The organism is Nonomuraea insulae (assembly GCF_042656245.1).
On sequence record NZ_JBHSPA010000045.1, the window covers coordinates 378657 to 404279 of the forward strand.

Annotated in this window: 24 protein-coding genes and 1 pseudogene; 9 read left to right on the forward strand and 16 right to left on the reverse strand. The window is 69.0% G+C overall.

Annotated features, from left to right (window positions below):
• Nucleotides 1-161: 161 nt before the first annotated feature.
• From ACFPZ3_RS36120 to ACFPZ3_RS36140, 5 genes and pseudogenes are all read right to left on the reverse strand, one after another.
• Nucleotides 162-2228: a hypothetical protein gene (locus ACFPZ3_RS36120; RefSeq protein ID WP_379518809.1), complete on the reverse strand. Its 2067-nt coding sequence runs from the start codon at nt 2226-2228 to the stop codon at nt 162-164.
• A complete protein-coding gene (locus tag ACFPZ3_RS36125) occupies nt 2225-2416 on the reverse strand; it encodes a hypothetical protein (protein WP_379518810.1) in 192 nt (63 codons plus the stop codon). Before ACFPZ3_RS36125 ends, ACFPZ3_RS36120 begins: the two co-directional genes overlap by 4 nt.
• Before the next feature lie 423 nt (nt 2417-2839).
• A complete protein-coding gene (locus ACFPZ3_RS36130) occupies nt 2840-2998 on the reverse strand; it encodes a hypothetical protein (RefSeq protein ID WP_379518811.1) in 159 nt (52 codons plus the stop codon).
• Nucleotides 2995-3174 carry a helix-turn-helix domain-containing protein gene (locus tag ACFPZ3_RS36135; protein WP_379518812.1) on the reverse strand — a complete coding sequence of 60 codons (180 nt, stop codon included), beginning with the start codon at nt 3172-3174 and terminating at the stop codon, nt 2995-2997. The genes ACFPZ3_RS36130 and ACFPZ3_RS36135 overlap by 4 nt, the downstream gene beginning before the upstream one ends.
• Nucleotides 3171-3332: pseudogene (locus ACFPZ3_RS36140) on the reverse strand (type II toxin-antitoxin system RelE/ParE family toxin); the annotation flags it as partial. The gene ACFPZ3_RS36135 and the pseudogene ACFPZ3_RS36140, both read right to left, overlap by 4 nt.
• A gap of 70 nt (nt 3333-3402) precedes the next feature.
• Between ACFPZ3_RS36140 and ACFPZ3_RS36145 the strand changes: the two are divergent.
• Nucleotides 3403-3798 (forward strand): DUF998 domain-containing protein, encoded by a 396-nt coding sequence (locus ACFPZ3_RS36145; protein WP_379518813.1) that lies wholly within the window; start codon nt 3403-3405, stop codon nt 3796-3798.
• A gap of 34 nt (nt 3799-3832) precedes the next feature.
• Here the strand turns inward: ACFPZ3_RS36145 and ACFPZ3_RS36150 are convergent, their stop codons facing one another.
• Entirely contained in the window at nt 3833-5362 is a 1530-nt protein-coding gene (locus ACFPZ3_RS36150; RefSeq protein ID WP_379518814.1) for an OmpA family protein, read from the reverse strand.
• Between the two features lie 119 nt (nt 5363-5481).
• On the opposite strand from ACFPZ3_RS36150, the gene ACFPZ3_RS36155 reads away from it, so the two are divergent.
• Nucleotides 5482-7200 (forward strand): WD40 repeat domain-containing protein, encoded by a 1719-nt coding sequence (locus tag ACFPZ3_RS36155; protein WP_379518815.1) that lies wholly within the window; start codon nt 5482-5484, stop codon nt 7198-7200.
• On the opposite strand, the gene corA is transcribed toward ACFPZ3_RS36155, so the two are convergent.
• From corA to ACFPZ3_RS36175, 4 genes are read right to left on the reverse strand one after another with little or no spacing between them, the layout of a single operon-like run.
• Nucleotides 7178-8296 carry a magnesium/cobalt transporter CorA gene (corA, locus tag ACFPZ3_RS36160; RefSeq protein ID WP_379518816.1) on the reverse strand — a complete coding sequence of 373 codons (1119 nt, stop codon included), beginning with the start codon at nt 8294-8296 and terminating at the stop codon, nt 7178-7180. The genes ACFPZ3_RS36155 and corA overlap by 23 nt on opposite strands.
• A 17-nt stretch (nt 8297-8313) precedes the next feature.
• The gene (locus ACFPZ3_RS36165) at nt 8314-8787 is read right to left on the reverse strand and encodes a nuclear transport factor 2 family protein (protein WP_379518817.1); all 474 of its coding nucleotides are present in this window, start codon (nt 8785-8787) and stop codon (nt 8314-8316) included.
• A 7-nt stretch (nt 8788-8794) separates the two neighbouring features.
• Nucleotides 8795-9667, reverse strand: a complete 873-nt coding sequence (locus ACFPZ3_RS36170; protein WP_379518818.1) for an amidohydrolase family protein — start codon at nt 9665-9667, stop codon at nt 8795-8797.
• 21 nt (nt 9668-9688) lie between these two features.
• Entirely contained in the window at nt 9689-10552 is an 864-nt protein-coding gene (locus ACFPZ3_RS36175; protein ID WP_379518819.1) for an LLM class F420-dependent oxidoreductase, read from the reverse strand.
• Nucleotides 10553-10556: 4 nt separating this feature from the next.
• Between ACFPZ3_RS36175 and ACFPZ3_RS36180 the strand changes: the two genes are divergently transcribed.
• The 3 genes from ACFPZ3_RS36180 to ACFPZ3_RS36190 are packed head-to-tail and all read left to right on the forward strand — an operon-like array spanning nt 10557 to nt 13452.
• Nucleotides 10557-10862, forward strand: coding sequence for an SbtR family transcriptional regulator (locus ACFPZ3_RS36180; RefSeq protein WP_379518820.1), 306 nt, complete (start codon nt 10557-10559; stop codon nt 10860-10862).
• A gap of 49 nt (nt 10863-10911) precedes the next feature.
• Nucleotides 10912-11610 (forward strand): M50 family metallopeptidase, encoded by a 699-nt coding sequence (locus ACFPZ3_RS36185; protein WP_379518821.1) that lies wholly within the window; start codon nt 10912-10914, stop codon nt 11608-11610.
• Nucleotides 11611-11655: 45 nt separating this feature from the next.
• A complete protein-coding gene (locus ACFPZ3_RS36190; protein WP_379518822.1) occupies nt 11656-13452 on the forward strand; it encodes a serine/threonine-protein kinase in 1797 nt (598 codons plus the stop codon).
• Between the two features lie 73 nt (nt 13453-13525).
• Here the strand turns inward: ACFPZ3_RS36190 and ACFPZ3_RS36195 are convergent, their stop codons facing one another.
• The gene (locus ACFPZ3_RS36195; protein ID WP_379518823.1) at nt 13526-15745 is read right to left on the reverse strand and encodes a dehydrogenase E1 component subunit alpha/beta; all 2220 of its coding nucleotides are present in this window, start codon (nt 15743-15745) and stop codon (nt 13526-13528) included.
• A 197-nt stretch (nt 15746-15942) separates the two neighbouring features.
• Between ACFPZ3_RS36195 and ACFPZ3_RS36200 the strand changes: the two genes are divergently transcribed.
• Nucleotides 15943-17274 carry a hypothetical protein gene (locus ACFPZ3_RS36200; RefSeq protein WP_379518824.1) on the forward strand — a complete coding sequence of 444 codons (1332 nt, stop codon included), beginning with the start codon at nt 15943-15945 and terminating at the stop codon, nt 17272-17274.
• Nucleotides 17275-17329: 55 nt separating this feature from the next.
• On the opposite strand, the gene ACFPZ3_RS36205 is transcribed toward ACFPZ3_RS36200, so the two are convergent.
• From ACFPZ3_RS36205 to ACFPZ3_RS36225, 5 genes are all read right to left on the reverse strand, one after another.
• Nucleotides 17330-17794: a hypothetical protein gene (locus ACFPZ3_RS36205; protein ID WP_379518825.1), complete on the reverse strand. Its 465-nt coding sequence runs from the start codon at nt 17792-17794 to the stop codon at nt 17330-17332.
• A 109-nt stretch (nt 17795-17903) separates the two neighbouring features.
• The gene (locus ACFPZ3_RS36210; protein ID WP_379518826.1) at nt 17904-18758 is read right to left on the reverse strand and encodes an ABC transporter permease; all 855 of its coding nucleotides are present in this window, start codon (nt 18756-18758) and stop codon (nt 17904-17906) included.
• A 2-nt stretch (nt 18759-18760) separates the two neighbouring features.
• Nucleotides 18761-19738: an ATP-binding cassette domain-containing protein gene (locus ACFPZ3_RS36215; RefSeq protein WP_379518827.1), complete on the reverse strand. Its 978-nt coding sequence runs from the start codon at nt 19736-19738 to the stop codon at nt 18761-18763.
• Nucleotides 19738-20352 carry a PadR family transcriptional regulator gene (locus ACFPZ3_RS36220; RefSeq protein WP_379518828.1) on the reverse strand — a complete coding sequence of 205 codons (615 nt, stop codon included), beginning with the start codon at nt 20350-20352 and terminating at the stop codon, nt 19738-19740. Before ACFPZ3_RS36220 ends, ACFPZ3_RS36215 begins: the two co-directional genes overlap by 1 nt.
• A gap of 83 nt (nt 20353-20435) precedes the next feature.
• Entirely contained in the window at nt 20436-21035 is a 600-nt protein-coding gene (locus ACFPZ3_RS36225) for an SACE_7040 family transcriptional regulator (RefSeq protein WP_379518829.1), read from the reverse strand.
• Between the two features lie 48 nt (nt 21036-21083).
• Here ACFPZ3_RS36225 and ACFPZ3_RS36230 point away from each other — a divergent pair, with 48 nt between their 5' ends.
• The 3 genes from ACFPZ3_RS36230 to ACFPZ3_RS36240 are packed head-to-tail and all read left to right on the forward strand — an operon-like array spanning nt 21084 to nt 25622.
• Nucleotides 21084-22655: a carboxyl transferase domain-containing protein gene (locus tag ACFPZ3_RS36230; protein ID WP_379518830.1), complete on the forward strand. Its 1572-nt coding sequence runs from the start codon at nt 21084-21086 to the stop codon at nt 22653-22655.
• Between the two features lie 55 nt (nt 22656-22710).
• A complete protein-coding gene (locus ACFPZ3_RS36235; RefSeq protein WP_379518831.1) occupies nt 22711-24717 on the forward strand; it encodes an ATP-binding protein in 2007 nt (668 codons plus the stop codon).
• Nucleotides 24717-25622 carry a hydroxymethylglutaryl-CoA lyase gene (locus tag ACFPZ3_RS36240; protein WP_379518832.1) on the forward strand — a complete coding sequence of 302 codons (906 nt, stop codon included), beginning with the start codon at nt 24717-24719 and terminating at the stop codon, nt 25620-25622. Before ACFPZ3_RS36235 ends, ACFPZ3_RS36240 begins: the two co-directional genes overlap by 1 nt.
• Nucleotide 25623: the final 1 nt, after the last annotated feature.

Consider the following 25623-nt stretch of genomic DNA (forward strand, 5'->3'; position numbering starts at 1 on the left):
GTCCTTAAGTCCGGTAGCGATCTTGATAGCTCTTGTCGAAATAAGGCCACATTCCTGCGGGGCTGTGGTCACATTGCCCAGTGGACGTGCATCTGGCGGTAGAGTGAGCGTGCATGCCGTTGCAAGGGCAATCATGGCTATGGCAATGAAAGGTTGAGCCTTCATTGGCCGTGCTCGGAATAGACGTTCTTGGCATCTTGGAAGCCGCTCGTGATGGCCGCATCAGGCCGACCGAAAACGCGGCCGGTATCGTTTAGTCTTAGCCACTCGTCGTAGGCAACGCGTTGATCGGCACTCATCTCGGCCCATGGCCTTATTTCCCCATTGGCCAAAAAATGGCCGACGGCGCCTGGGGCGAAGTCTTTATGGCGATATGGGTGGGTCTTGGCGGCCGCTGATGCGTCCCCGAAGAGGCCGTGGCGCATCATGGTGGCCGCCGTAAGATCGGCGAACATATGCTTAGTCATCCCTAGTGCAGTGTCCGCGTCCTCACGAGCTTGTTCTTCGAGGCTGGACTTGACCCCTCCGAAGACCGTCCTCCTGGCTGAGTCAACCATCAGGCCGATGAACTTCCCCTGAAGTCCTGGGGTCGATCCAACGACTTCCTCGGCCATTTCTTTGAAAGCAGCGAAGCGTGCATCGTTCTCCTTTGCCGCGCTGATATCGGAGATGTTGGCAGCATCAGTGATGACCCACGTCGTCATGCTGAGGTCGCTAGCCGCCCGGGCGAATGCGGCCCCTCCACTGCGACTCATACGCTCTTCGAGTATGTCCTGTCGCATGGCGTCGAGTTCCTGCAGCGTGGCTTCAGGGTGCGACTTCCGCCACACGGTGAAGTCGGCTCTGACTTCCATAGCCACCATGTCAGCCAGTTCGTCGAGCATCTTGGCTGAATACAGCCCATGCGCGGCGACTACGCCGTCGAACACTCCGTTATCTTTGAATGCCCATGTCATGGCCCGCTTGATGTCGCTCCCATTAAATCTGGCGCCATAAGGTTCCTCGCCGCGTAGGTTCTTGTCCGGGTCCAGGCTCATTGCCACGCCCGGCAACTCGCTGCTGAATGCCTGCGTGTCTCGGTGCACGTCTCCAACGTACTGAGCAAGGATTTTACCGAGGTGGGCTCGGGACTGCGGCAGGTTTGCCTGAACCCTTGGATCGCTCCAGAATCGAACCGCCCAAGAAGCAATCAACGCCGACTTGTACCCCCGCGACCCACCCGATGGCAAGTCATGATCCCGAAACTCGGTAGCAGCCGCCTCGATCGCCCACCCCAGATCGGCATCCGCGTTCCCATTCCAAGGATGCTGCCGCATCAGATAAGCCAACGGCTTGCGCTGCGGGTCGGTGAAGAAGTCCTGGGCGACGGCGGGGTGATGGGCCAGCGCGGCGAGGGCCGTACCCATCGGGCTGAGATCGCTGGGTACGGCGTCCCTTGGGCCCGGCATCGTCCAGGGATCCCGCGGGAGGCTGAGGTCAGGGGGGTGTGCCACGTCCTTGTCGTACAGCTTCGTGACCACCGTGAGCAGGAATGTATGGTCGAAGTCGCCGTCCTGGAGCAGCTTCTTGACGGCGAACGCGTCCTGGGGGTCCTCGACGTTCTCCACCAACCGGTCGGCGTAGTCGGTGGCCAGCCTCATCCGGCCCACTCCGCGCGAGGCCGTGCCCAGGATTGTGCTCAGCATGGTCGCCAGCCGGTCCTGCGTGGCGGCGTCGTACTGCAGCGGCCGGCTCGACGGCGACAGGCCGGACCCGTACGCCCTGGCGATCAGGGACTTGAGTTCGCGAGGCGGGATCTCCTTGGTGAAGGCGAGGGCGAAGTACGGGTCGTTCTTGTGCCGTTCGATCTCGGCGACCGTTTTGGCGTCGAGCGAGTGGCGGGCGATCTGATCCCGGAGCTTCGTGGCCAGGGTCTTGGCGGAGGCCGCGCCCTCGGCAGGGGACTTCGAGAGCCAGGCCGATTCGTCCGCCCAGAGCAGGCCGCCCTTGCCGGAGTTGCGATCCGGGGCGGCGAGGATCAGGTCGAGGCGGCCCTGGAGTGCGGGGATCTGGTCGCTCAGTTGGCGGGCGATGGCGTGGAGTTGGGTGGGGCCCCACAACTGCACTCCCAGTGAGGTAATGGAGCGTTCCAACTGGAAGCCGATGTCGGGGAGAGTGCTGCTGACCCGCTTCATGCCGTTGATCAACTGGATCATCAGTGTGGGGTTGATGCCGACCTGAGGGCTCACCGCTGGACGCCTGGATCGGACGGCTGGAGGGTGGCGAGCAGTGCCAGGGAGCGGGTGAACAGGTCCTTGAAGGCTCGGTCCCACGCCCGGAGATCGGCGGCGAGCCTGTCGCCGGCCGGGCCCTTTAGTGCGCCGGCATCGACCAGATGGGCAAGCGAGATCACGTCGCCCGCATGCTGGTCTCGCAAGTGTTCAATGTGCCGCCTCACCGTCTCGATCTGTTCCTGTGTTGCCATCTCGCCGATCTCGTGAAGGTGGGGGAGCGCCGAGCCGCAGGGCATCGTAAGCGCAGGTAGGGGTCCCTTGGCGGGGGAATGCTGCTAACCCAGCGAAATGACTATGGAACAGGAGAAAATGGTCTAGGGAACGTGTGTACTTGTATTGAAGGCGTATCTAAGATCAACCTTGAACGTCCCGGCCGATATTCGTAAGACGGTCGGGCTGGCTGCTCGCCAGGCACGGCTACCCACCTGAAGAGGAGAAGAATGCCATCGACAAGGTCATACAGCAGTTGCAGACCTCCGCCGACGAATGGTCGCCAGTCTCAGAGTAACGATGGACGATTTGGCGCCAGAGCGGGTTTGAAGAGGGCGCCGACCCAGGTCTTCCAGTTATGCGGCGTGGGTATCGGTGCTGCGCAGGATGTACAGGTCATCACCGAACACGGCCGAGATCTGGAGTTGCCCGCCGAGGGCCTGCACGTAGCGGGCGATTACCTCCACCGTGGACACCTCGCCGCGTTCGATCTGGGAGACCCGGCTCTTCGTCACCCCATCAGGTCGGCAACCTCTGTCTGTGACATGCCCAGGCTCTTACGCCGTTCTGCCAGCCGGTAGCCGTCGATGTATGCCTGATTCCGCCGCCGAGCCTCAGCCACGGCCTCCTCGCCGCCGGAGGCGGCCACGATGTCGGCACGGACGTCGCTCCACTTGGGAAAATCCGTCATCGGTCCTTCTCCTCCGCCTCGCGTTCGGCCAGATATTTCTCATACAGTTCTTCGGCACGGGGGATGGCCGGTCGGTACCAACCTGACCAGTTACCGGACTTGTCTCTGTCGAGCAGCAAGATAGCCGACCGCCATGGATCGAACACAAACAAGATCCGTGTTACCTCAGAGCGACCTGCTTAGCCGGGTCGCAGTTCCTTCAGGTTGTGGAGCTGGGAACCTTCCAACTTGTCGACCAGTGGGCGGCCCAGACTCATCCTGGCGGGCGTCTTCACCACCGACCCGGGTGCGGGGTTCCCGCCCGGCGCGCCGCTCGGCGCGCCCGGCCAGGTGAGCTGGCACGGTGTCCTGCACGAGGTCGGGTTCGCCGTCTCGGCCCTGGCGTGGATCGCCTTCTGCGTCGTGCTGGCCCGCCGCTTCGCCGCTCTCCGTGAGCGTGGCTGGGTCGCCGCCTGCGTGGCCACGCCGGTGGCGGTGATCGTGGTCGACGCCCTGCCGGACATGGACAGCCTCAGCCTGCGGCTGGTGATCGGCACAGCCATCCAGTACGTCTTCCTGGTCGCACTGGCGATCCGCCTGCTCCGCGAGGTACGCGCCCCGCGACATGCCGCCCAACCCGGATAACTCGTACAACCACACAGACCGGCCGGTCGTCACGTCACTGCACAGGCACCTCGAGGTCGCGGAAGGAGGCGATGCTGACCTTGAGGGTCGTGGCGTTGTCCGGGAGGGCGAAAAGGCCCCAGAACGTGCGGGTCTGCCCCGGGGCGAACTTCTCGGTGCTGATGCGGACGCCGGAGACGTCGGTGCAGGCGCAGTAGTTGGTCGCGCCGTCATCGGTGGGCACCTGCAGACGGCCGGGCAGGTACTGGCGGCGCGCGGCGGCGTCGGTCAGCCGGACGTTGCTGGCGGCCTGGTACTTGTAGCTCTCCCAGTCCTGCGCGTGGTGGAGCTCGTTGTACCAGGTCTCGGCCGTGCCCTCGTTGGCGATCGTGTACGTCAGGAGCCCCAGGCCGCCCGGCAACCGGCGCAGCCCGGTGACCTCCATGGCGATCGGCTGTCCCTCGGCCTTGCCGGTCGCCTTGAGTTCGCCTGTGTCCGGCGCGGGCGGGTTCGAGGCGGCCGCCGGCTGGGACGTGGGCTTGGCGAAGGTGACGGTCACGCGGCGGTTGCGGCGTTTGCCCTCTTCGGTGTCGTTGCTGTAGAGAGGCCGGCGCGAGCCGTACCCGCGGGACTGGAAGCGCACGCCCTCGCGGGACAGCAACCCCGTCAGCGCGCGCTGCACCGCCTGGGCGCGACGCTGTGAGAGCGGGTCGTTGATGGCGTCGTTGCCGGAGGAGTCGGCGTGGCCCTCGACCTTCACCACGGTGGCCGGCGAGGTGTCGATGAGCTTGCCCGTACGGGCCAGGACGGCCTGGGCCCGGCGGGTGAGCGTCGCCTTGTCGACGGCGAACAGCACGTCGGAGGAGAGGTTGACCCGCAGGTCCGTCCCGTCGTCCGCGGTCTCCTCCGACTTGTCCAGGGATTCGGAGGGCAGCAGGATGCGCCGGGTGACCGGGGTGACGGGCTCGGCGTCGGGGTCGGGGAAGTCGCCGGCGGGTGGGTCGTCGCTGATGGGCACGTTCAGCATGGGCGGGGCCACGGGAGTGACGACGGTGGTCGTGGCGGGGTTGCCCGAAGGGGCGGGCAGCACGCCGTACACGGTGATCGACTCGCTGGGGTGGATGAAGTAGCCCAGGTCGTCGCGGTCCTGGTCACTGCACAGGCATGGTGAGCCGGCCGGCTGGTACGGCAGCAGCCACGTGTGGGCCGCCGCGTCGAGGACGCCGATGCCGGACGCCCAGTTGATCTTGCCGAGCGGGCGGGTGTTGTCGCCCATCTCGCCGGTCCATGACAGGTTTTTCGTGCCGGTGTTGGTCAGGCGGATCTGTACGACCAGGTGTTTGCCCTTGACCCGGTTGAGGCCGACGACCTCGAGCTTGAGGTTCTCGGTCATGGTGCTGCGGGCCTCGGCGAGGGCCTGCGCCTGCACCGGCGCCGCACTGGGCGATGGCGTAGCGGCGGCGGGGGTGCTCGACCGCGGGGCGGCGGAGTGGGACGGTGGGGCGGCCTTGCTCTCAGGCAGTAGTCCGCACCCCGTCGCGACCAGCATGAGGGCAACGGCCAGAGCCGGATTCCGGTTTGGCATGCGACAGATTGTGCCATGCCCGAAATTTCGTGAACTGCGTAATGCCGCGTCCGCGGAAGGCGGCCGGTGGTCACGAAGGGGCGTCCGAGTGTCGGTGACCCTGCGTACGATCACTCGTCATGAAGATCACCGACTCGCCCGGAATCGGACGGGAAGCGTTCGAGCAGGCGCTGCGGGCCGCGGACTGGACCGCGTTCGCCCCGGAACACGACCTTGTTCCGCTGCGCGCCGCACTCGCCGGCCTGGAGCGTCGCCACGGTGTGACCGATGCGCACCGGTACGCGACCGAGCGGATCCGTGAGCATGGCGCGCTGCTGCGCCATCCGGACGTCCACCAGGTCGAGATCACCGCACAGGCGCTCAGCCCGTCCGGCCGGTATCTGGCGGTGGGCGACTTCGGCGGCGACGACTACGACCGCGGAGCCACCCTGCAGATCTGGGAGGTGACCACCGGCCGGTGCGTCAACGTCATCGACTGGATCGTGGGCGGGATCGGCTGGCCCGGCTACGGCGAGGTCATCCAGTGGTCGGCGGACGAGTCACGCATCGCCCTGGCCTACAGGTCGAACAACGTGGGCGTCTGGGACCCGTTCGGCGAGGACAACAAACCCGTCGGGACCGCCCGCCTCACCTACTCGGGACGCCCTGACCCGTTCGCCCTCGCGCCCGGCGGCGAGCGCGCCTACGTGCGTCAGGAGGACGATCCCGGCGCTCACGGCGCCATCGTCCCGCTCGACGACGGGGAGGTGTGGCCGGGCGACGCCAGGATCAAGCCGCTGTCAGACGCCGACCAGGACGCCGACCAGGACGAGGATGAGGACGAAGATGAGGACGAGGCCGAGGAAGAGTTCGTCGAAGTCTTCGAAAGGGTCGTCTGGTCGCGGGACGGGCGGCGGCTCTACGGACACCTGTACAACGGGCAGGTCCGCTCGATCGACCCCGCGTCGGGTCGCGTCACGTGGACGGCCGAGGGCGACCGTGACCACAAGCCGGCCGAATGGAGCCGGGACGAAAGCCTCCTGGCCTTCCACCACGACGGCCGCCTGGTGATCGCGGACGCGCTGACCGGCCGGCGGGTGTCGGAGGGTCCCGGGTACGGCAAGGTGACGTTCATGTCGTGGAGCACGCGGCTGGCGGTCGTCGAATGCGGTTCCCACGTCGCAGTCGTGGACAGAACCGCACGGCACCGCTACGACCTCGACGTCGCGCCGCGGTCGCCGAGCTACGACCTGGACGTGCGGCCCTGGACGTGGGGTCCGGACGGCGAGCAGGCCGCGTGCCTGACGGTGGAGGGCCGCGTCGAGATCTGGTCGCTCGGCGACGAGGCAGGCGAGAGGCTGCGCTCCTTCGACGCGCCCGACGGGGCCACGGGAGTGCACTGGGGCGCCGACGACGTGCTCGTGGTGCTGGGCACGAAAGTGCTGCGGTTCCTGCGCGCCGACTCCGGCGAGGTGATCGGCGACTTCAGGTTGTTGCGGCAGCCGTCCGCGCCGCGTCCCCTGATGCTGGACGAGGAGGATTTCGGGAAGGACATGTACCCCGAGCCCGACCCCACGTTCGCGCTGGACGATGAGACCTGGGCCGTCGCCCTGCCGCCCGGCGTCGTGATCGCCCCTCCCGGACGGGAGGACGACCTGGCCGCGGTCCTCACGTGGGCGGTCGACCGGCGTTTCGCCTGGCCCGTGCACTGGGGCGAGCTGGAGGTCGTCCCGGACGCGCCCGCCGCGGCCGAACGCGTGCCCGCGCCGCTGCGCGAGTATCTGGAGCCGTTCCGCGGCCGGGTGATGCGGGAACCGCCGACGTCGGTCCCCGTAGTCAGAGCCAGTCGCGGCGCTTGAACACCGTGTAGAGCACCAGGCAGACGACCCCCATCAACACGATCGCGAACGGGTAGCCGAACGCCCAGTGCGTCTCCGGCATGAAGTCGAAGTTCATTCCGTAAATGGTCCCCACCAGCGTGGGGGCGAAGAGGATGGCGGCCCAGGCGGAGATCTTCTTGACCTCCTCGCCCTGCTGGATGCTGGCCTCGGTCATGCGGGCCATCTCCGCGTTCTGGGCCTGGGTCACCAGCGTCGAGTTGACGATCAGGATGTTCTGCAACATCTGCCGGAAGGAGGAGATCCGCTCGGTCACCGTGATCGCGTGGTCGGCCACGTCGCGCAGGTAGCTCTGCAACTCCTCGGCCACCCCGTATTTCCGCGCCCCCGCGATGAACCCGTGGATCATGCCGACCAGGGGCGCCGTGGCCCGCTGGAACTCGATCACCTCGCCGGACAGCTCGTACACGCGCCGCGACACCGACGGGTCGCCGCTGAAGACCTCGACCTCGATCTCCTCGATGTCCTTCTGCAGCCCGGCCACCACCGGGGCGTAGCCGTCGACCACGGCGTCGAGGATGGCGTACAGGACGGCCTGCGGGCCCTGCCGCAGCAGGTCGGGGTCGGATTCCATGCGCTTGCGCACGCCCTGCAGGTCGGGGGCCTCGGCGTGGCGTACGGTGATGACGAAGTTGGGGCCGACGAAGACGTGCAGCTCGCCGAACGCGACCTCCTCCACCTCATCCAGGTAGCGCGCGGCCCGCAGCACCACGAACAGGGTGTCGCCGTAGCGGTCGGCCTTCGGCCGCTGGGAGCCGACGATGGCGTCCTCCAGCGCCAGTTCGTGCAGCTCGAACTCCTCGCCGAGTTTGACCAGCTCCCACTCCTTCGGCCGGTAGAGCCCGATCCAGGCCATGGCGTCCGGCATCTGCTTGAGGCGTTCGAAGGCGTCGGCGAGCGAGCCGGGATTGTCGACCCGCTCGCCGTTCTGGTAGATGGCGTTGTCGATGACCGTGGGCCGGTAGGGGGGCTCCTCCGCGGCACGCGGGTCCATCGAGTGTTCCGGCGCTTCCTCGCGTACGTCCCCGCTGCGCCTGAACCCCTTCACCCTGGCCATCGGCCCTCCCCAAGCGACTATGACGGACTGAACTCGTTGAGCTGCTGCGTCGCGCGGTCCCTGATGCTCTTGCGCCACATGGGCGTCCAGCCGAACAGCAGTCCGTGCGGTCTGCCCAGTGCCATCTTCGACCACCGCTTGAAGTCGAACTCGTCGTGGTGGCGCACGATCAGGTCGTCCTCGAACCTGAACAGCGCGTCGATCTCGTTGACGACCTCGCGCCCCGTGCTGGAGAAGGTGTAGCGGGCGGTCCAGTGCGCGGTGCCGCTGAACTCGTCGGCCGTCACGTCACGGTATTCGGACTTCAGCCCGTCGCGTACGCCGAGCTGCAGCCGCCACATTCTCATCACCCTGTCGCGCCCCTCGATCTCCTGGAAGATGGGATCGCCGAAGCTGACCTCAGGGTGGTAACAGCGCTCCATGGCCGCGTAGTCCGCGGTCCCCAGAGCGTCGTAGAAAGCGCTGATGAGCGCCACGTACCGATCGTTCACCCCCCTATCAGACCATGGCCGAACCGTTGTCCCAGCACACAGCCCGCAACCAGGCGTCGCCGAGGCCGAGCCTGGCCAGAGCTTCGAGCTGATGGGCATAGGGGTAGGGAATGGTGGGGAAGTCACTGCCGAGCACCACCTTCCCCGCCAGGCCGAGATCACGCAGCGCGGGCAGCAGCCGGGCGGGGAACGGCATGCCCCGCTCGCTGAAGTCGGTGAACGCCATCGTCGTGTCCAGCGCCACCCGCTCGTAACGCGCGGCCAGTTCGAAGAACGGGCCGTATTCCGGCATCCCCAGATGCGCGATCACCACCCGCAGCGCCGGATGCCGCCGCAGCACCCCGCCGATCGGCTCCGCCCCGAGGAACCCGCTCGGTACGGGCACCGAACTCGCGTGCACCACCACCGGCACCCCGGCCTCCGCCAGCAGCCCCCACACCTCGTCCAGCTCGGCCGCCCGCGGATCGAACCCGCCCACCTGAAGATGCACCTTGAAGATCCTGGCCCCGTCCTCCAGCGCCCGCCGCACGTACCCCACCACCCCAGGCTCGGGGTAGAAGGTCGCCGACGGGAGGCATCCGGGTGTACGGCGGGCGAAGTCCAGGGTCCAGGCATTGAGATCGCGCGCCATGTCCGGTTTGTGGGCGTAGGCGAGAGCGGGAAACGTTCGTACGCCCATCGCCCGCAGCCGCTCGACCCGTCGTTCGACCGGCCACTCGTACACGATCCCCCACCCGCCCCCCATGAGCGGCCCGCCGCGGTTGAAGTGCTCCCACACCCGCCGCTCCATCCGCTCGGGCAGGAAGTGCACGTGCAGGTCGATCAGCCCGGGGAGCCCGAGCCCCCGCCACCAGTCCGGCACCCGCTCGTCTGATACCACGGCGCAGACCCTACCCGGAGGTCACCAGGTGGAGATCTCGGGGATCACCCCCGTGCCCAGCAGGTCGAGGACGGGCATCGGGTCGTTGGCGCGGACGGTCACGTACACGGCGGTGAAGCCGTGCTCGTGCAGTGCGCGCAGCCGCTCCAGCACCTCGCCGGCCTCGTCGGACGGCTCGATGGTCAGGACCGTCGTCTTCTCGATCTCGTCGTAGTCGCGCTTCTCCCGCTCGCAGTGCTCGCGCAGCACGTCGAGCTTCCGCCCGACCTCGGGGCTGTTGAAGATGTTGCAGGCGTCGGCGTACTTGGCGACCAGGCGCAGCGTCTTCTTCTCCCCGGCGCCACCGATCATGATCTTCGGATGCGGCCTGCTGAGGTTCTGCGGCGAGTTCAGGGTGCGTTCGAGCCGGTAGTGCGCTCCTTCGTACGCCTTCTGCTCGCCGCTCCACATCTGCAGGCAGATCTGGAGGGTCTCCTCCAGTCGCTCGAAGCGTTCGGCGAGCGGCGGGAACGGCAGGCCGAGCCCGCGCGCCTCCTCCTCGTTCCAGGCCGCCCCGATGCCGAGCCCGGCGCGGCCGCCGGACAGCACGTCGAGCGTCGTGACGGACTTGGCGAGCAGGCCGGGCTCCCGGTAGACCACGCCGGTTACCAGCGTGTGCAGCAGGACCCGCTCGGTGTGGGCCGCCAGGAAACCGAGCGCGGTGTACGGCTCCAGCATGTCGTCCTCGGGCGGCCCGACCACGCCGATCTGCCACACGTGGTCCATGACGGTCAGCCGGGTGATGCCCGCCGACTCCGCCGTCTGAGCTATCCGCACCAATGTGGGGGCGATCCGCGCGCCCCCGCCCGGCCAGGTGAAGTTCTGGGTGTGAAGTCCGAGTTCCATGGGGATGCCCTTTCTTAATCGGAGGGGTACCTCCGGTAATTATGCGTCGCTGGAGGGGATCGCCCGGCGCGCGCAGGTCGGCATCGGAACGCTCTACCGGCACTTCCACAGCGGCCGCGCGGCGATCCACGCGGTCGGCGAGCCCCTGCTGCGGCACGCCCAGGAGGCGGGCGCCGTCCGGCCTGACGCGAGCTTCGACGACGTCCTGCGGCTCGTCGCGGGCATCACCATGGTCCACTTCACCGGGCCGGGACAGCTCGACCACGTCCTGAGCCTGGCGCTCGACGGCCTGCGCCCCAGGCTTTCATAGGAAACTCTCAACCCCAGGAAGCCGGTGGACCGGTTAGGGTTTCTCCTCGATGGACAACTTCTGGGCGCACCTGATCAAGGTTCAGCCTGACCCCGACCCCTGGGTCGTGGGGGTCTCGGCTCTCGCCGCGCTGGTGATCGTCGGTTTCCGCATGCCCTGGCAGGTGTCCAGGGGCCTGATCACGATCGCCCACGAGGGCGGCCACGCGCTGATGGCGCTGTTCACCCGGCGCAAGCTCGAAGGCATCCGCCTGCACTCCGACACCTCCGGCGTGACGCTGACCAGGGGCAGGCCCACCGGCCCCGGCATGGTCCTGACCGCGCTCGCGGGCTACCTGGCGCCCCCGCTGCTGGGGCTGGGCGCCGCGTGGATGACCGAGCAGGGGCTCATCACGTTATTGATCTGGGGCGTGCTGCTGCTCCTGGTCTGCATGTTGCTGCTGATCCGCAACCTGTACGGCGCGCTGATCCTCCTCGTCACCGGCGGCGCCGTGTTCGCCCTGATCATGTACGCGCCCGCCGACGTCCAGCAGGTCGTCGCCCTGGTCGCGGCGTGGTTCCTGCTGTTCGGCGGGATCCGGCCGATCATCGAGCTGCAGCGCAAGCGGAGCCGGCGGCAGGCCAGGGACTCCGACGCCGACCAGCTCGCCCGGCTGACGGTCCTGCCCGGCGGCTTCTACGTGTTCTTCTTCCTGCTGGTGTCCGTGGTCTCCGTGGTGTTCGGTGCATACCTCATGAACCCGCTCTAGTCCCGAAATTTCCCACTACACTCCACAGCAACAAGGGGGAGTGCAGTGCTGCCAGTCGAGGACGCGCCCGGTTACCGGGTACTCGATCAGGCCGGCCAGGGCGGATTCGCCGTCGTGTACCGCGCCTACCAGGAGCGCCTCGACCGGGTCGTGGCGCTCAAGGTCCTGTCCGTGGACCGGGTGGACCAGCGCACGATGCGCCGCTTCCAGCGCGAACTCCAGCTCACGGGTCGCCTCACCGGCCACCCGAACGTCGTGACCGTCTTCGACACCGGCGTGACCAGCTCCGGCAAGCCGTACATCGCGATGGACTTCTTCGAGAACGGCTCCCTGCGCGACAAGATCCGCAAGGAGGGCCCGCTGCCGGTGCCCGACGTCCTGCGCGCCGGGGTCAAGCTGGCCGGCGCGCTGGCCGCCGTACACGAGGCCGGGGTCCTGCACGGCGACATCAAGCCGCAGAACATCCTCATCTCCCGGTACGGCGAACTCGCCATCGCCGACTTCGGCGTCGCCAGAGTCGTGGACTCCTCGGAGATCTCCGCCACCTCGCAGGCCTTCACCCCCCTGCACGCCGCCCCCGAAGTCCTCACCGGCCAGCCCCACTCCTCCTCGACCGACATCTACTCGCTCGGCTCGACCCTCTACCACCTCCTGGCCGGCCAACCCGCCTTCCACAACCCGGCGGACCCCTCGATCGCGCCCCTGATGTACCGCGTCCTCAGCCTCGAACCGCCGCCCATCAACCGCCCTGACATGCCCCAGGTGGTCTTCGAGACGGTCCTCAGGGCCATGTCCAAACAACCCGAGCTCCGGTACGGCTCCGCCCGCGAGTTCGCCCGCCATCTGCAGGCCATCCAGGCGGACCTGGGCCTCTCGGTGACGGACCTCGTCGGCCAGGACCCCGGCCCCGGCCCCGCGATGTCCACGGTCCCCCGCCCCGACCCCGCCGACGGCGGTTCCGCCCCACTCCAGGAAACCTTCGTCCCGTCCCCAGGCACCCCCTTCCCCGCCACGGGCCACCACGCCTCTCCAGGCGCCAACGCCCTCCCGGCGACGGGCCACCACGTCCCCCCGTCCGGCGCCTTCCCGGCCACGGGCCAGCACCTTCCCCCGAGCAGTGGCGCCTTCCCGGCGACAGGCCAGCACCTCCCTCCGACCAGCACCGGCACGCCCCCCACCGGTTACGGCCCCAGCACCAGCACCGGCACGCCTCCCACCGGTTACGGCCCCAGCACTCAGCCCACCGGCGCGCCCGGCGCCTACCCCGTCGGCCAGGGCCCCATGGCCGGCCCGCAGGACGCCTATGCGGCGCCGGGCCGGCGAGACGATGGGCGGCGGAGCGGGGCGCACGCGGCCGCCGGCCAAGGGTCGAAACGTGTCAGGAACGGCATCGTGATCGGCGGCGCGGTGGCGGTGGTGGCGATCGGAGGCACGGCCCTGGCCGTCTACCTGTCGCTCCCGCCGAAGACCACCCACCCGAGCACCACGACCTCCCAGCAGCCCGAAGCCGACACCCCCATAGCGGACCAGGACGTAGCAGCCCTGGCCCCCCGCCAGCTCAAGGTGACAGCGGATCAGGGCGCCCTGGTGGAGCTGAGGTGGACCCTCCCGGCATCGTCCCGCGAGTACCCGGTGGTCCTCCAGCGCTCCCCGATCAAGAAGGGCGAACAGGCCATCACCGCCCTGGGCCAGGGCACCACCTCGACCCGCGTCGCGGGCCTGTCCCCGGACAGCGGCTACTGCTTCCTGGTGGGCGTCCCCTTGCGCATCTCCGAGAACTCCACGGTCGCCTGGTCCAAGCCCACCTGCATAAGAGGCGCAGTCGCCAAGTCGGCCCAGTAGCCCAGCCGACCGACCCAGCTGACCGACCCAGCCGGTCGACCCAGCTGACCGACCCAGCCGGCCGATGACGAGATCAACCCAGTAGCTTGCGAGCCGCCTGCTCGATCTCCTCCTCCGACAACAGCACATGATCGGCCGCCCCACCGAGCGGAATGAAGCTGTCGGCGGAGGTGACCCGCGCGATGGCCCCGGCGAACCCGGCGTCGACCAACTCGGCCACGATGCCCTCGGACACCCCACCGGTGTGCCGGGTCTCGTCGGCGACCAGGACCTTGCCGGTCAGCTCGGCCGCCCGCAGCAGGTCCTCCATCGGCAGCGGCGCCAGCCAGCGCAGGTCGAGGACGCGGCAGCCGTACCCCTCCTGGGTCAGCCGCACCGCGGCCCGCAGGCTCATGCGCAGCCCGTTGCCGTAGGTCACGATCGTCAGGTCGCGCCCGTCGCCGTAGGAGCGCGCCCGCCCGATCGGCACGTGCGTCTCCGGCCACCGCGAGGGCGGCGCGTACGGCGCCACCCACCCGCCGTCGCCTTCGTCGAACAGGTCGCGCGTGTGGTAGAGCGCGATCGGCTCCAGGAACACACACACGGAACCCGCGGTACGGGCCGCCGCCAGGCACGTGCGCAACATGCCAGAGGCGTCGTCGGGCCGCGCCGGCGAGGCGATGACCAGCCCGGGGATGTCACGCAGCGCGGCCACCGCGTTGTCGTTGTGGAAGTGCCCGCCGAACCCCTTCTGGTAGGCGTAGCCGGCCACCCGCACCACCATCGGATTGGTGTAGGCGCCGCGAGAGAAGAACGACAACGTGGCCGCCTCGCCGCGGATCTGGTCGAGCGCGTTGTGCAGGTAGGCGAGATATTGGATCTCGGGCACGGGCAGCAGCCGCGACACCCCGGAGCCGAGCGCCAGCCCCAGGATGGCCTGCTCGTCGAGCAGCGTGTCGAACACCCGCCCCGCCCCGAACCGCTTCTGCAACCCCCTGGTCACGCCGTACACGCCGCCCTTCTTGGCGACGTCCTCCCCGAACACCGTCATCTCCGGATAGACGGCGAGCGCGTCGGCGAGCGTGCGGTTGATGGACTGCGAGAGCGTCATCGGCTTGTCGTTCTCGGGCAGCGCGCCGGCGAACGCCTTCTCCCTGACCGCCGCCGGGGCCGCCATCGGGGCGATCTTGGCGATCAGCTCGGGCCTGCGCGGCGCGATCGGCTCCATGACCTCCTTGGCCGAGCCCAGCCGCGGGCTGCGCGTCGTCTCCTGGGCGATCAGCAGCACGTGCTCGCGCGTGCGCTCGTAGATCTTGAGCAGCTCTTCCGGCGTCTCCAGCCCGGCCTCCACCAGCAGCGCCGCCGTGCGCACCAGCGGGTCGCGCTCCAGGTCGGCCCTGAGCTCGCGCTGGGTGCGGTACGCCGACTCGACGTCGGACCCGGCGTGCCCCATCAGCCGCACCGTGGACAGGTGCAGGAACGCGGGGGAGCGGCGCTCGCGTACGTGATCGACGGCACGCAGAGCGGCGTCGTACGCGGCGGTCAGGTCGCAGCCGTCGGCGGCGAAGTATTCGATGCCGGGACGCCGCGCGGCCGCCTCCACCCACCCCTGGGGTGTGCGGACGCTGATGCCGATGCCGTTGTCCTCGCACACGAACAACACCGGCACGCCCTGCCCCTGGAACGTGGCGTAGGCGGCGGTGTTGAAGCCGGACAGGGCGCTGGCGTGGTTGATCGAGGCGTCGCCGAAGCTGCACACCGCGACCGCGTCCTCCGGCCAGGCACTGCGAACCCCCAGCGCCCGCGCCCGCTCGATGGCGAAGGCCACGCCCACGGCCCTGGGCAGATGACTGGCGATCGTGGAGGTCTGCGGGATGACGGCCAGGTCGGGATGGCCGAACACCTTGTGCCGGCCGCCCGCGATGGGCTCGTCGGAAGCGGCGGTCAGGCCCATCAGCACGTCGCGGATGCCCTGCTCGGGCAGCCGCCCGGCCTGCTCGGAACGGGTCAGGTAGAAGGCCCCGGAGCGGTAGTGGAGCAGGGCGGGGTCGCCGGGCCGCAGGGCGGCGGCCACGGCCGCGTTGCCCTCGTGACCGGCGGAGCCGATCGTGTAGTAGCCCTCGTCCTGCCCGCGCAGCCAGCGGGCCGCGATGTCGAGCAGGCGGCTGTCGAGCTGCCGCCTGAACAACGTGCGGCACTGCTCGCCGGTCAGGGACGTGCCCGCGTGGACCGGCAGCCCCGGATCTCGCGCCGGGCCCACCTCAAGTGTCGCAACCGCCTGGGTGAAATGAGTCTCAACAGTGTCGCGCGCCACCCATCGATTATGTCTTTGATCGGCTCTGACGTCTGCCGGACACCGGTGAGATGTTGTGGAGCGGTCCGTTTGACCCCTGACTATAACTGTTTGTCAGAATCCTCAACTTTCCCGGCGGCAGGCACGTCTACTGGGAGGACACACGTGGCACCCTCAATGCCGCGTTGAACCAATGGGGTCTCCAGAAAGGAACCCGCATGTTACAACGCACTCGTGTCGCAGCCCTCGCCCTCGCACTGGGCGCCGGGGCATTCGCCTCGGCCCCCGCCACCGCGACGGCGGCAGCCGCCCCCACCATCAGCGAAGTGGGCATCAGCCCGGCCCCTCCGGTCGTCGTCTTCGACAACGACGTCAGCGTCACCTTCACCTTCACCACGACGAACGCGGCCACCGCCGATCTCAAGCTAAACGGAGACACGGTCCCCGTCACGTCGTCGACCGTCACCGGCGGCCTGAAGTGGACCGGCACCAAGTCCTTCGGCGCGGGCGCCGCCGGCAAGTGGAACTTCACCGCCACCGGGCACGGTGACGGCGACGCCGCCAAGTCCGGCACGTTCGACGTCGTCAAGGCCCTCTCCACCAAGATCGTCGACTTCGACGCCAACCCCGATCTGGTCGACAAGGGCGACACCATCCGCGTCTCCGGCCGGCTCCTGGCCGACGGCAAGGGCTACGACGGACAGAGCGTCTCCGTCACCTTCCGTGAGCGCGGCTCCGACAACTACCGCGAGGTCACCAAGGCGACGACCGGGCGTGGCGGCTGGTTCGGCGCACGCGTACGCGCCGACGCCACCGGCTGGTGGCGCGCCGACTTCGCGGCCACCGGCGCCGCCAGGGCCTCCGTCAGCGACACCGACCGCGTGGACGTCAAGCGCGCCAACCTGGGCAGCCGCATCGTCGGCTTCGACGCCCGTCCCGAGCCCGTGGACAAGGGCGACCGGCTCTCCTTCTCCGGCGCCCTGCGCGTCGAGGGCCGAGACGGCCTGTCCGGCCAGCGCGTGTCCGTCTTCTTCAAGGCGGACGACTCACGCAGGTGGGAGTACGTCACCAGCGACGTGACCGGCCGCCACGGCCGCTTCCGCGCCTCGGCCACCGCCGAGACCTCCGGCTGGTGGCGCGCCGAGTACCGGGGCGCCCGCGGCGTCAACGGCTCGGTCAGCGACGCCGACTGGGTACGCGTCAACCAGCCCGCCCCGCCGCCCGAGGAGGACAAGGCGGACACCCGGTTGATCAAGTTCAACGCCTACCCGGAGCCGGTCAAGCGCGGCAAGTACCTGAGGTTCAGGGGCGCGCTGCAGATCGACGACGAAGGCTCCTGGGAAGGGTACGCGGGCAAGGTCGGCCTGTACTTCAAGCCGCTCGGCTCCAAGAAGTGGCAGTACGTCAAGACGACCCGGTCAGGTGACAGCGGCCGGCTCTACACCAAGGTCAAGGCCTGGAACTCGGGCCGCTGGAAGTTCGTGTTCGGCGGTGACGAGGACACCTACGGCGACGGCAGCCGCAGCGACTACGTCCGCGTGAGGCGCTGACAACCGGACGAGGCCCGGGGGACACCACCCCGGGCCTTCGTCTCTGGATACGTGCTCAGTTGGGCTGCTGGTCGGGCAGCTTGGCGTCGATCCGGACGAGGATGGCCTCGAGTCGGTCGAAGCGCTCGTCATGCGTGTCGAGCCGCCCTTCGAGCTTGTCGATCCTGAGGTCGCGGAGGCCGCTGTCGTTGTGGATCGTCTGCACGATCTCCGTCACCTTGGTGAGCTCCGTCTGGAGCAGCTTGAGGCGGCCATCGACCTCGGTGAAGCGCTCGTCCACCTCGGCGAAGCGCTCGCCGAGACGTTCGTCGACGGCGGCGAAACGCGCCTTCATGTCGAGCCTGAGCGCGCCGACTTCACGCTCGATCTTCGAGTTGATGTTCATCCCGACTTCGGAGATGCGCTCGTATTGCGTATCGAAGCGGGCGGCGATGCTCTGCTTGGGCACGCCGCTCACTGTAGTGGCCTCAAGGGCCTTCACCCGGACTTCCAGGTCAAGGTACTTCTCTTCGAGGTCCAACATCGGGTGCGCTCCTTGCGTACGGAGGGAGAAGGGGACGAGCCGCGCGGCACATCGGGAAAGCTACCGTCCGTACATGATCGCTCGCAGTCAGATGCGAAAGCCAGTCCTATTCCGCTCGTCTGAACTCCGCAACCCCCACCGCCAGCAGCAGAGCCCCGAGCGCGGCCACGATCCCGAGCTCCAGGGCCACCGGAACCTGGTAGGTGAACCAGAGCACCCCGGGATTGAGCACCGCGTCGACCTGGGCGGGCACGTTCAGGTGGGAGAAGACGGCCTGCCGCATCGGGTCGACCGCGTACGTCATCGGGTTGATCACGGTGAGGACGTGCAGCCAGGAGGGGAGGTTCGCCAGCGGGAACATCGCCCCCGACAGGAACATCATCGGCATGATCGCCATCTGCATGAGCCCGAAGAAGGTCTGCATGTTCTTCATCCGGGCGGCCAGCATGACGCCGAACGCCGTGATCGTGAACGCCGCCAGGAACATCTCCGCCAGCAGCGTGAGGAGCAGCGGCGGTGAGTACGGCACCCCCACCAGCCCCGCCATCGCGAGGATGACGATGCCCTGCCCGGTGGCCACGATGGCCCCGCCCAGACACTTGCCGACCACGATCGCCCCTCGTGAGACGGGCGCGACCAGCATCTCCCTGAGGAAGCCGAACTCGCGGTCCCACACGATGGACCCGGCCGAGAACATGCCGGTCATGATCACGGTCATGGAGATCATGCCGGGATACATGAACGTCCGGTAGTCGATGCCGGGGATGGAGCCCTGTACCAGCGACCCGAGCCCCGTGCCCATGACGAACAGCCACAGCACGGGCTGCATGAGCATCGACAACATGCGGGTGCGGTCGTTGACGAACCGCAGCATCTCGCGATGAAGCACGATCTTGATCGCCCGGACGTCGTGCCCGGCGCTGCGGACGGGCACCCGGACGCTGATGGCCTCTGTAGCCATGACTACCGCCTCGCCATCGCTCTCATCCACGTCATGTTGTCGGCGCCGGTCTCGGCGTCGCGGATCGTGGAGCCGGTGTAGGACATGAACACGTCGTCGAGGGACGGACGTGAGACGCTGACGGACTTGATCGGCATCCCGAGCTCGGCGAACAACTTCGGCACGAACTCCTCGCCGGAGGCCACCGCGAACGTCACCGCGCCCTCGCGCACGGCCGCCTCCAGCCCGAACCGCTCACGTAACGCCTTGATCGCCTCCGCGTCGTCGGCGGTCTGGATCTGCACGCGGTCCTTGCCGACGCTGGCCTTGAGCGCCTCGGGCGAGTCGATGACGACGACCTGACCGTGATCGATGATCGCGATCCGGTCGCAGTACTCGGCCTCGTCCATGTAGTGGGTGGTCATGAAGATGGTGATGTCCTCCAGGAGCCTGAGCTGGTTGATATACCCCCAGATGGCCGAGCGGGTCTGCGGGTCGAGGCCGACGGTGGGCTCGTCGAGGAACAACACGCGCGGTGAGTGCAGCAGTCCGCGGGCGATCTCCAGCCGCCGCTTCATGCCGCCGGAGAACGTCATCACCTTGGCGTCCTTGCGGTCCCACAGCGCGACCATCTCCATGACCTGCCGGATGCGGTCGCCGACCACGCTCTTCGGGACGCCGTACAGTTCGGCGTGGAAGCGCAGGTTCTGCTCGGCGCTGAGGTAGCCGTCGAGCGTGGGGTCCTGGAAGACGAGGCCGATGTTCCTGCGTACCTCGTCGCGCTCCTTGACCACGTCGTGCCCCGCGACCGCGGCGCTGCCGCCGGTGGGGTTGACCAGGGTGCAGAGCATGCTGATGGTGGTGGTCTTGCCGGCGCCGTTCGGGCCGAGGAAGCCGAAGACCTCGCCGGGGCGCACCTCGAAGTCGACGCCCTTGACGGCCTCGACCTTGCCGTAGGTCTTCTTCAGCCCGCGTACGGTGATCGCCGCGTCCTCGCTCATCAGTCCTCCGCGAGGATCTGGAAGACGGACTTGCGGGTCTGCTTGATCAGTTTCTTGGCCTCCGCGAGCTGCTGGTCGCTGCCCGTGCGGACCAGGTGGGAGAAGGCCTCGTTGAGCTGGGCCCAGAGCAGGCGCAGTTCGTGCTGGTCCTCGGGGACCGTGCGGGCGACCTCCTCCCATGGCGCGTCGTCCGCGTGCCTGGCCGCCTGCTCGCGGCCCTGTTCTGTCAGCCGGTACGTACGGCTCCCGCCCGCCTCGTCGGCGGCCACCAGGCCCTCGTCCTCGAGCTGCTGCAGCGCCGGATAGACCGATCCCGGGCTGGGCCGCCACACGCCGCGGCTGCGCCCCTCGATGCCCTGGATCATCTGGTAGCCGTTCCGCGGTCCCTCGTGCAGCAGCGCCAGCAGCGCGGCTCTGACGTCGCCGCGGCGGATCCGGGGCGCGGCCGTCTCCCAGTGGATGTCGAAGTGGTGGGGCGGCGGCCCTCCGTGGAACGCGGGCCCCGGCGGCGCTCCGGGTGGTCCCGGTGGGAACGGCGGTGGTGGCGGCGCTCCTGGCGGTCCGGGTGGGAACGGCGGCGGCGGGGGAGCGTCCCAGAAGTCGGGTTCGCGCATGATTGCCTCCAACTATCGAGATATGGCGACGATATATCTAGATAGTTGACCCAACAAGGCCCATCGATGAAGACGGCTGGAAGTTAGCGAGCCTTAACAGAGGCGATGATGGCGGCCCGGGCCATCGCGTGCAGCAGCGGCCGCATGTCCTGCGCCGGCAACTCCCCGGCGCTGTGCGGCGTCGAGTTGAGCAGCCCGAACACCGCGTGCGTGGCCGCCCGCAGCCGGGCCGCGGGGCACGCGGGATGCAGTTCGGCCAGCACCGTCACCCACTCCTCGACGTAGAGCCGCTGCAGCCGCCTGATCTGCCGCCGCGCCGGCTCCGGCACGTTGCCCAGCTCCCTGTCGTGCACCGTGATCAGCGCCGGCTGCTCGATCGAGAACGTGATCTGCACGTTGAGCAGCGCGTCGAGGGTCTCCTGGGGGCCGGGGGAGGAGGTGACGACCGCGCCGGCCGACTCTCTCAGCCGCGAGCTGACGTCCAGCAACATCTCCGACAGCAGCGCGTCCTTGCCGTCGAAGTGCCGGTAGAGCGCGGGGCCCGAGACCCCGACCGCGCCGCCGATGTCCTCGATCGAGACGCCGTGGAAGCCGCGCGCCGCGAACAGCCGGGCGGCCGCCTCCAGGATCTCCGCGCGCCTGTTGCGCCGGTTGCGGGTAGATGGGGCGGAGACGCTGGTCACGTCTCACATGCTAGACGATGAGGTTAATGGTGACTAACATCTGGACCTATGAGTAGCGATTGGCCGGTGCTGAAATCGGCCGCCGAGCCTGGGGACGAAGCGCACAAGCGCAACGCCGAGCTCAACGAGCGGCTTGCCGCCGAGCTGCTCGACCGCCTGGCCACCGCCGCGCTCGGCGGCCCCGAGCGGTCGCGGCGGCGCCACGTCGAGCGCGGCAAGCTGCTGCCGCGCGACCGGGTGGACGGCCTGCTCGACCCGGGCTCCCGCTTCCTGGAGCTCTCGCCGCTGGCGGCGAACGGCCTGTACGACGACCAAGCGCCCGCCGCGGGCATCATCACCGGCGTCGGCCGGGTGGCCGGCCGCGAGTGCGTGATCGTGGCCAACGACGCCACCGTGAAGGGCGGCACGTACTACCCGATCACGGTCAAGAAGCACCTGCGCGCGCAGGAGGTGGCGCTGCTCAACCGCCTGCCGTGCGTCTATCTCGTGGACTCAGGCGGAGCCTTCCTGCCCAGGCAGGACGAGGTGTTCCCCGACCGCGAGCACTTCGGCCGCATCTTCTACAACCAGGCCACGATGTCGGCGCGCGGCATCCCGCAGATCGCCGCCGTGCTCGGCTCGTGCACGGCAGGAGGCGCGTACGTGCCGGCGATGAGCGACGAGGCGGTCATCGTGCGCGGCCAGGGCACGATCTTCCTGGGCGGCCCGCCCCTTGTGAAGGCGGCCACCGGCGAGGAGGTCACGGCCGAGGAGCTGGGCGGCGGCGACCTGCACGCGCGCGTCAGCGGCGTCACCGATCACCTGGCCGAGGACGACGCGCACGCGCTGGCCATCGTCCGCGACATCGTCTCCACGCTGGCCCCGCGCGCGGAGCGCCCCTGGGAGACGATCGCGCCGGAGCCGCCCCGCCACGACCCCCGCGACCTGTATGGGATCGTCCCCGCCGACACCCGCCGGCCCTATGACGTGCGCGAGGTGATCGCCAGGATCGTGGACGGGTCGCGGTTCCTGGAGTTCAAGGCCGAATACGGCTCGACGCTCGTGACCGGCTTCGCCCACGTGCACGGCCACCCGGTGGGCATCCTGGCCAACAACGGCATCCTGTTCGGCGAGTCGGCCATGAAGGGCGCCCACTTCATCGAGCTGTGCGACCAGCGGCGCATCCCTCTTCTCTTCCTGCAGAACATCAGCGGCTTCATGGTCGGCAAGGCCTACGAGGCGGGCGGGATCGCCAAGCACGGGGCCAAGATGGTGACGGCCGTGGCGTGCGCGCGGGTGCCCAAGTTCACGGTGGTGATCGGGGGGTCGTTCGGGGCGGGGAACTACGCGATGGCGGGGCGGGCGTACTCGCCCAGGTTCCTGTGGATGTGGCCGAACGCCCGCATCTCGGTCATGGGGGGCGAGCAGGCCGCGAACGTGCTCACGACCGTCGGCGACGCCGATCCCGACGCGATCAGGGAACAGTACGAGCACCAGGGCAATCCGTACTACTCCACGGCCAGGCTCTGGGACGACGGCGTGATCGATCCGCTCGACACCCGCACCGTTCTGGGCCTGGCGTTGTCCGCGGCGGCCAACGCGCCGCTCGAACCCGCCGGTTACGGCGTCTTCCGGATGTGAGCGAGCGATGAAGCGAGCAAGGGAAAACGCGCGACGCGCCGAGCTTTCGGGGGGAATGCGGGGGGCCGGCCCCCCGCAGGGGTTCGACCGGGTTCTGATCGCCAACAGGGGTGAGATCGCCGTGCGGATCGCGCGTACGCTGCGGTCGCTCGGCATCACGTCGGTGGCCGTGCACACGCCGTCCGACGCGGGGGCCAGGCATGTGCGCGAAGCGGACATTGCCCTTGAGGTGCCGAAATATCTGGATATTGAGGCGATTGTGGGGGCGGCTCGGGATTCGGGGGCGCAAGCCGTACATCCGGGGTATGGGTTTCTCGCCGAGAACGGCGCGTTCGCGCGGCGCTGCGCGGAGGCCGGGCTGGTGTTCGTCGGGCCACCCGCGCAGGCCATCGACGCGATGGGCGACAAGATCCGCGCCAAGGCCACCGTGTCGGCCGCCGGGGTGCCCGTGGTGCCGGGCAGTACCGAGCTGGAGGGCTGGCGCGACTTCCCCGCCCTGATCAAGCCGTCCGCCGGCGGCGGGGGCAAGGGCATGGTGCTGGTACGGTCGGCGGCCGAGCTGCCCGGCGCCATCGAGTCGGCCCGGCGCACGGCCCTGGCGGCGTTCGGCGACGGCACGCTGCTGATCGAGCGATACGTCGAGAACCCGCGCCACATCGAGATCCAGGTGCTGGCCGACACCCACGGGAACGTCGTCCACCTGGGCGAGCGCGAATGCAGCCTGCAGCGCCGGCACCAGAAGATCATCGAGGAGGCGCCGTCCCCCTTCGTGAGCCCCGAGACGCGCGCCCGCATGGGAGCGGCGGCGGTGGAGGCGGCCCGCGCGGTCGGATACGTGGGGGCGGGCACGGTCGAGTTCATCGTGGACGGGACGACCGGGGCCTACCACTTCATGGAGATGAACACCCGGCTGCAGGTGGAGCATCCCGTCACGGAGCTGGTGACCGGCCTCGACCTGGTGGAGCTGCAGCTCAGGGTGGCGGCGGGGGAGCGGCTGCCGTTCGGGCAGCAGGACGTGCGGCTCGACGGGCACGCGGTGGAGGCCCGCGTGTACGCCGAGGACCCCGCGCGCGGCTTCCTGCCGACGGGCGGCCGGGTGCTGGTCCTGCGCGAGCCCGGCGACGCGGCGGCTCCCGGCGCCGCGGGTCACGATGGGCGTGTGGTCGTCCGCGTGGACTCGGGGCTGGTCGAGGGCGGGGTCGTGGGGAGCGAGTTCGACCCGATGCTCTCCAAGGTCGTCGCCTGGGGGCCGGACAGGGCGTCGGCGCTGCGATCGCTCGACCAGGCGCTCGGCCGGACCACGGTCCTGGGCGTGGTCACCAACATCCCGTTCCTGCGGGCGTTGACCACGCATCCGGCCGTCCGGGCGGGCGAGCTGGACACGGGCCTGGTCGAGCGGGTGCTGCCCGAGCTGGTGCCGGACATCGAGGTGCCGGAGGCGGTGCTCGTCGCGGCGGCGCTCGTCTTCCACGCCCTGCCCCAGGGCGACGACCCCTGGGAGGTCACCGACGGGTGGCGGGTGGGGGAGCGGGCGTGGACGACGTGGCGGCTGGAGTCGAGGGACGGGGCCCATCCGGTCCAGGTCCGTGGGTTGCCTGAAGAATCCGCCGAAGTCCAGATAAATGGCGAAGTGGTGCCGGCGCGGATCAGGCTCGGCGAGGACCTGGGCGTCACGATCGGCGGGCGTACCGAGCGTTATCTTCGCGTACGCGACGGCGACACGCTCTGGCTCGGCAAGGACGGCGCGTCCTGGTCGTTCACCCGGCACCTCATCGGCGACCCTGGCGACCGCCCGGGGGCCGCGGCGGCGGGCGACGGCGTGGTCAGGAGCCCCATGCCCGGCACGGTCCTGCTGGTCAAGGCGCAGCAGGGCGAGCAGGTGAGCGAGGGGCAGCCGCTGGTCGTCGTGGAGGCGATGAAGATGGAGCACACGGTCACCGCCCCGTGCGACGGCGTGGTCTCCGAGCTGCCCGTGCGCGCGGGACAGCCGGTCGACATGGACGCCGTCCTGGCCGTGGTCAGTCCAGTGGCCAGTCCAGTGGTCAGTGCCGAGGAGGCGTGATGCCGTACCCCATGCGAGATCTTCCGCACCAGGTCACGATCTACGAGGTCGGCCCGCGCGACGGTCTGCAGAACGAGTCCGCGATCGTGCCCGTCGAGGTGAAGGCCGAGTTCATCGACCGGCTCGCGGGCGCGGGGCACAAGGTGATCGAGGCGACCAGCTTCGTCCATCCGAAGTGGGTGCCGCAGCTCGCCGACGCCGAGGAGCTCCTCACCAGGCTGCACAGGAAGCCGGGCGTGCGCTACCCGGTCCTGGTGCCCAACGCGCGCGGCCTCGGCCGGGCGCTCGACCTGGGCGTGGACGAGATCGCGATCTTCGCCAGCGCGACGGAGACGTTCGCCGCGAAGAACCTCAACCGCAGCCTGGAGAGCCAGTTCGAGATGTTCGAACCGGTCGTGGCCAGGGCCCTGGACAGCGGGATCAGGGTGCGGGCGTACGTGTCGATGTGCTTCGGCGACCCCTGGGAGGGGCCCACGCCGATCGCGCAGGTGGTCGCGGTCGGGGAGCGGCTGCTCGGGCTCGGCTGCTACGAGCTGTCGCTCGGCGACACGATCGGCGTCGGCACGCCGGGGCACGTGACCGCCCTGATCGAGGCCTTCCGCACGCCGGAGCGGCTCGCCGTGCACTTCCACGACACCTACGGGCAGGCGCTGGCCAACACCCTGGCCGCGCTGAGGGCCGGGGTGAGCACGATCGACGCCTCCACGGGCGGCATCGGCGGCTGCCCGTACGCCGAGTCCGCCACCGGCAACCTCGCCACGGAAGACCTGGTCTGGATGCTCCGCGGGCTCGGCATCGAGACCGGGCTCGACCTGGGCAAGCTCGTGGCCACCAGCACCTGGCTGGCGGACCTGCTCGGCCGGCCCAGCCCGTCCCGCGTCGTACAGGCGCTTTCGAAAGGCTGAG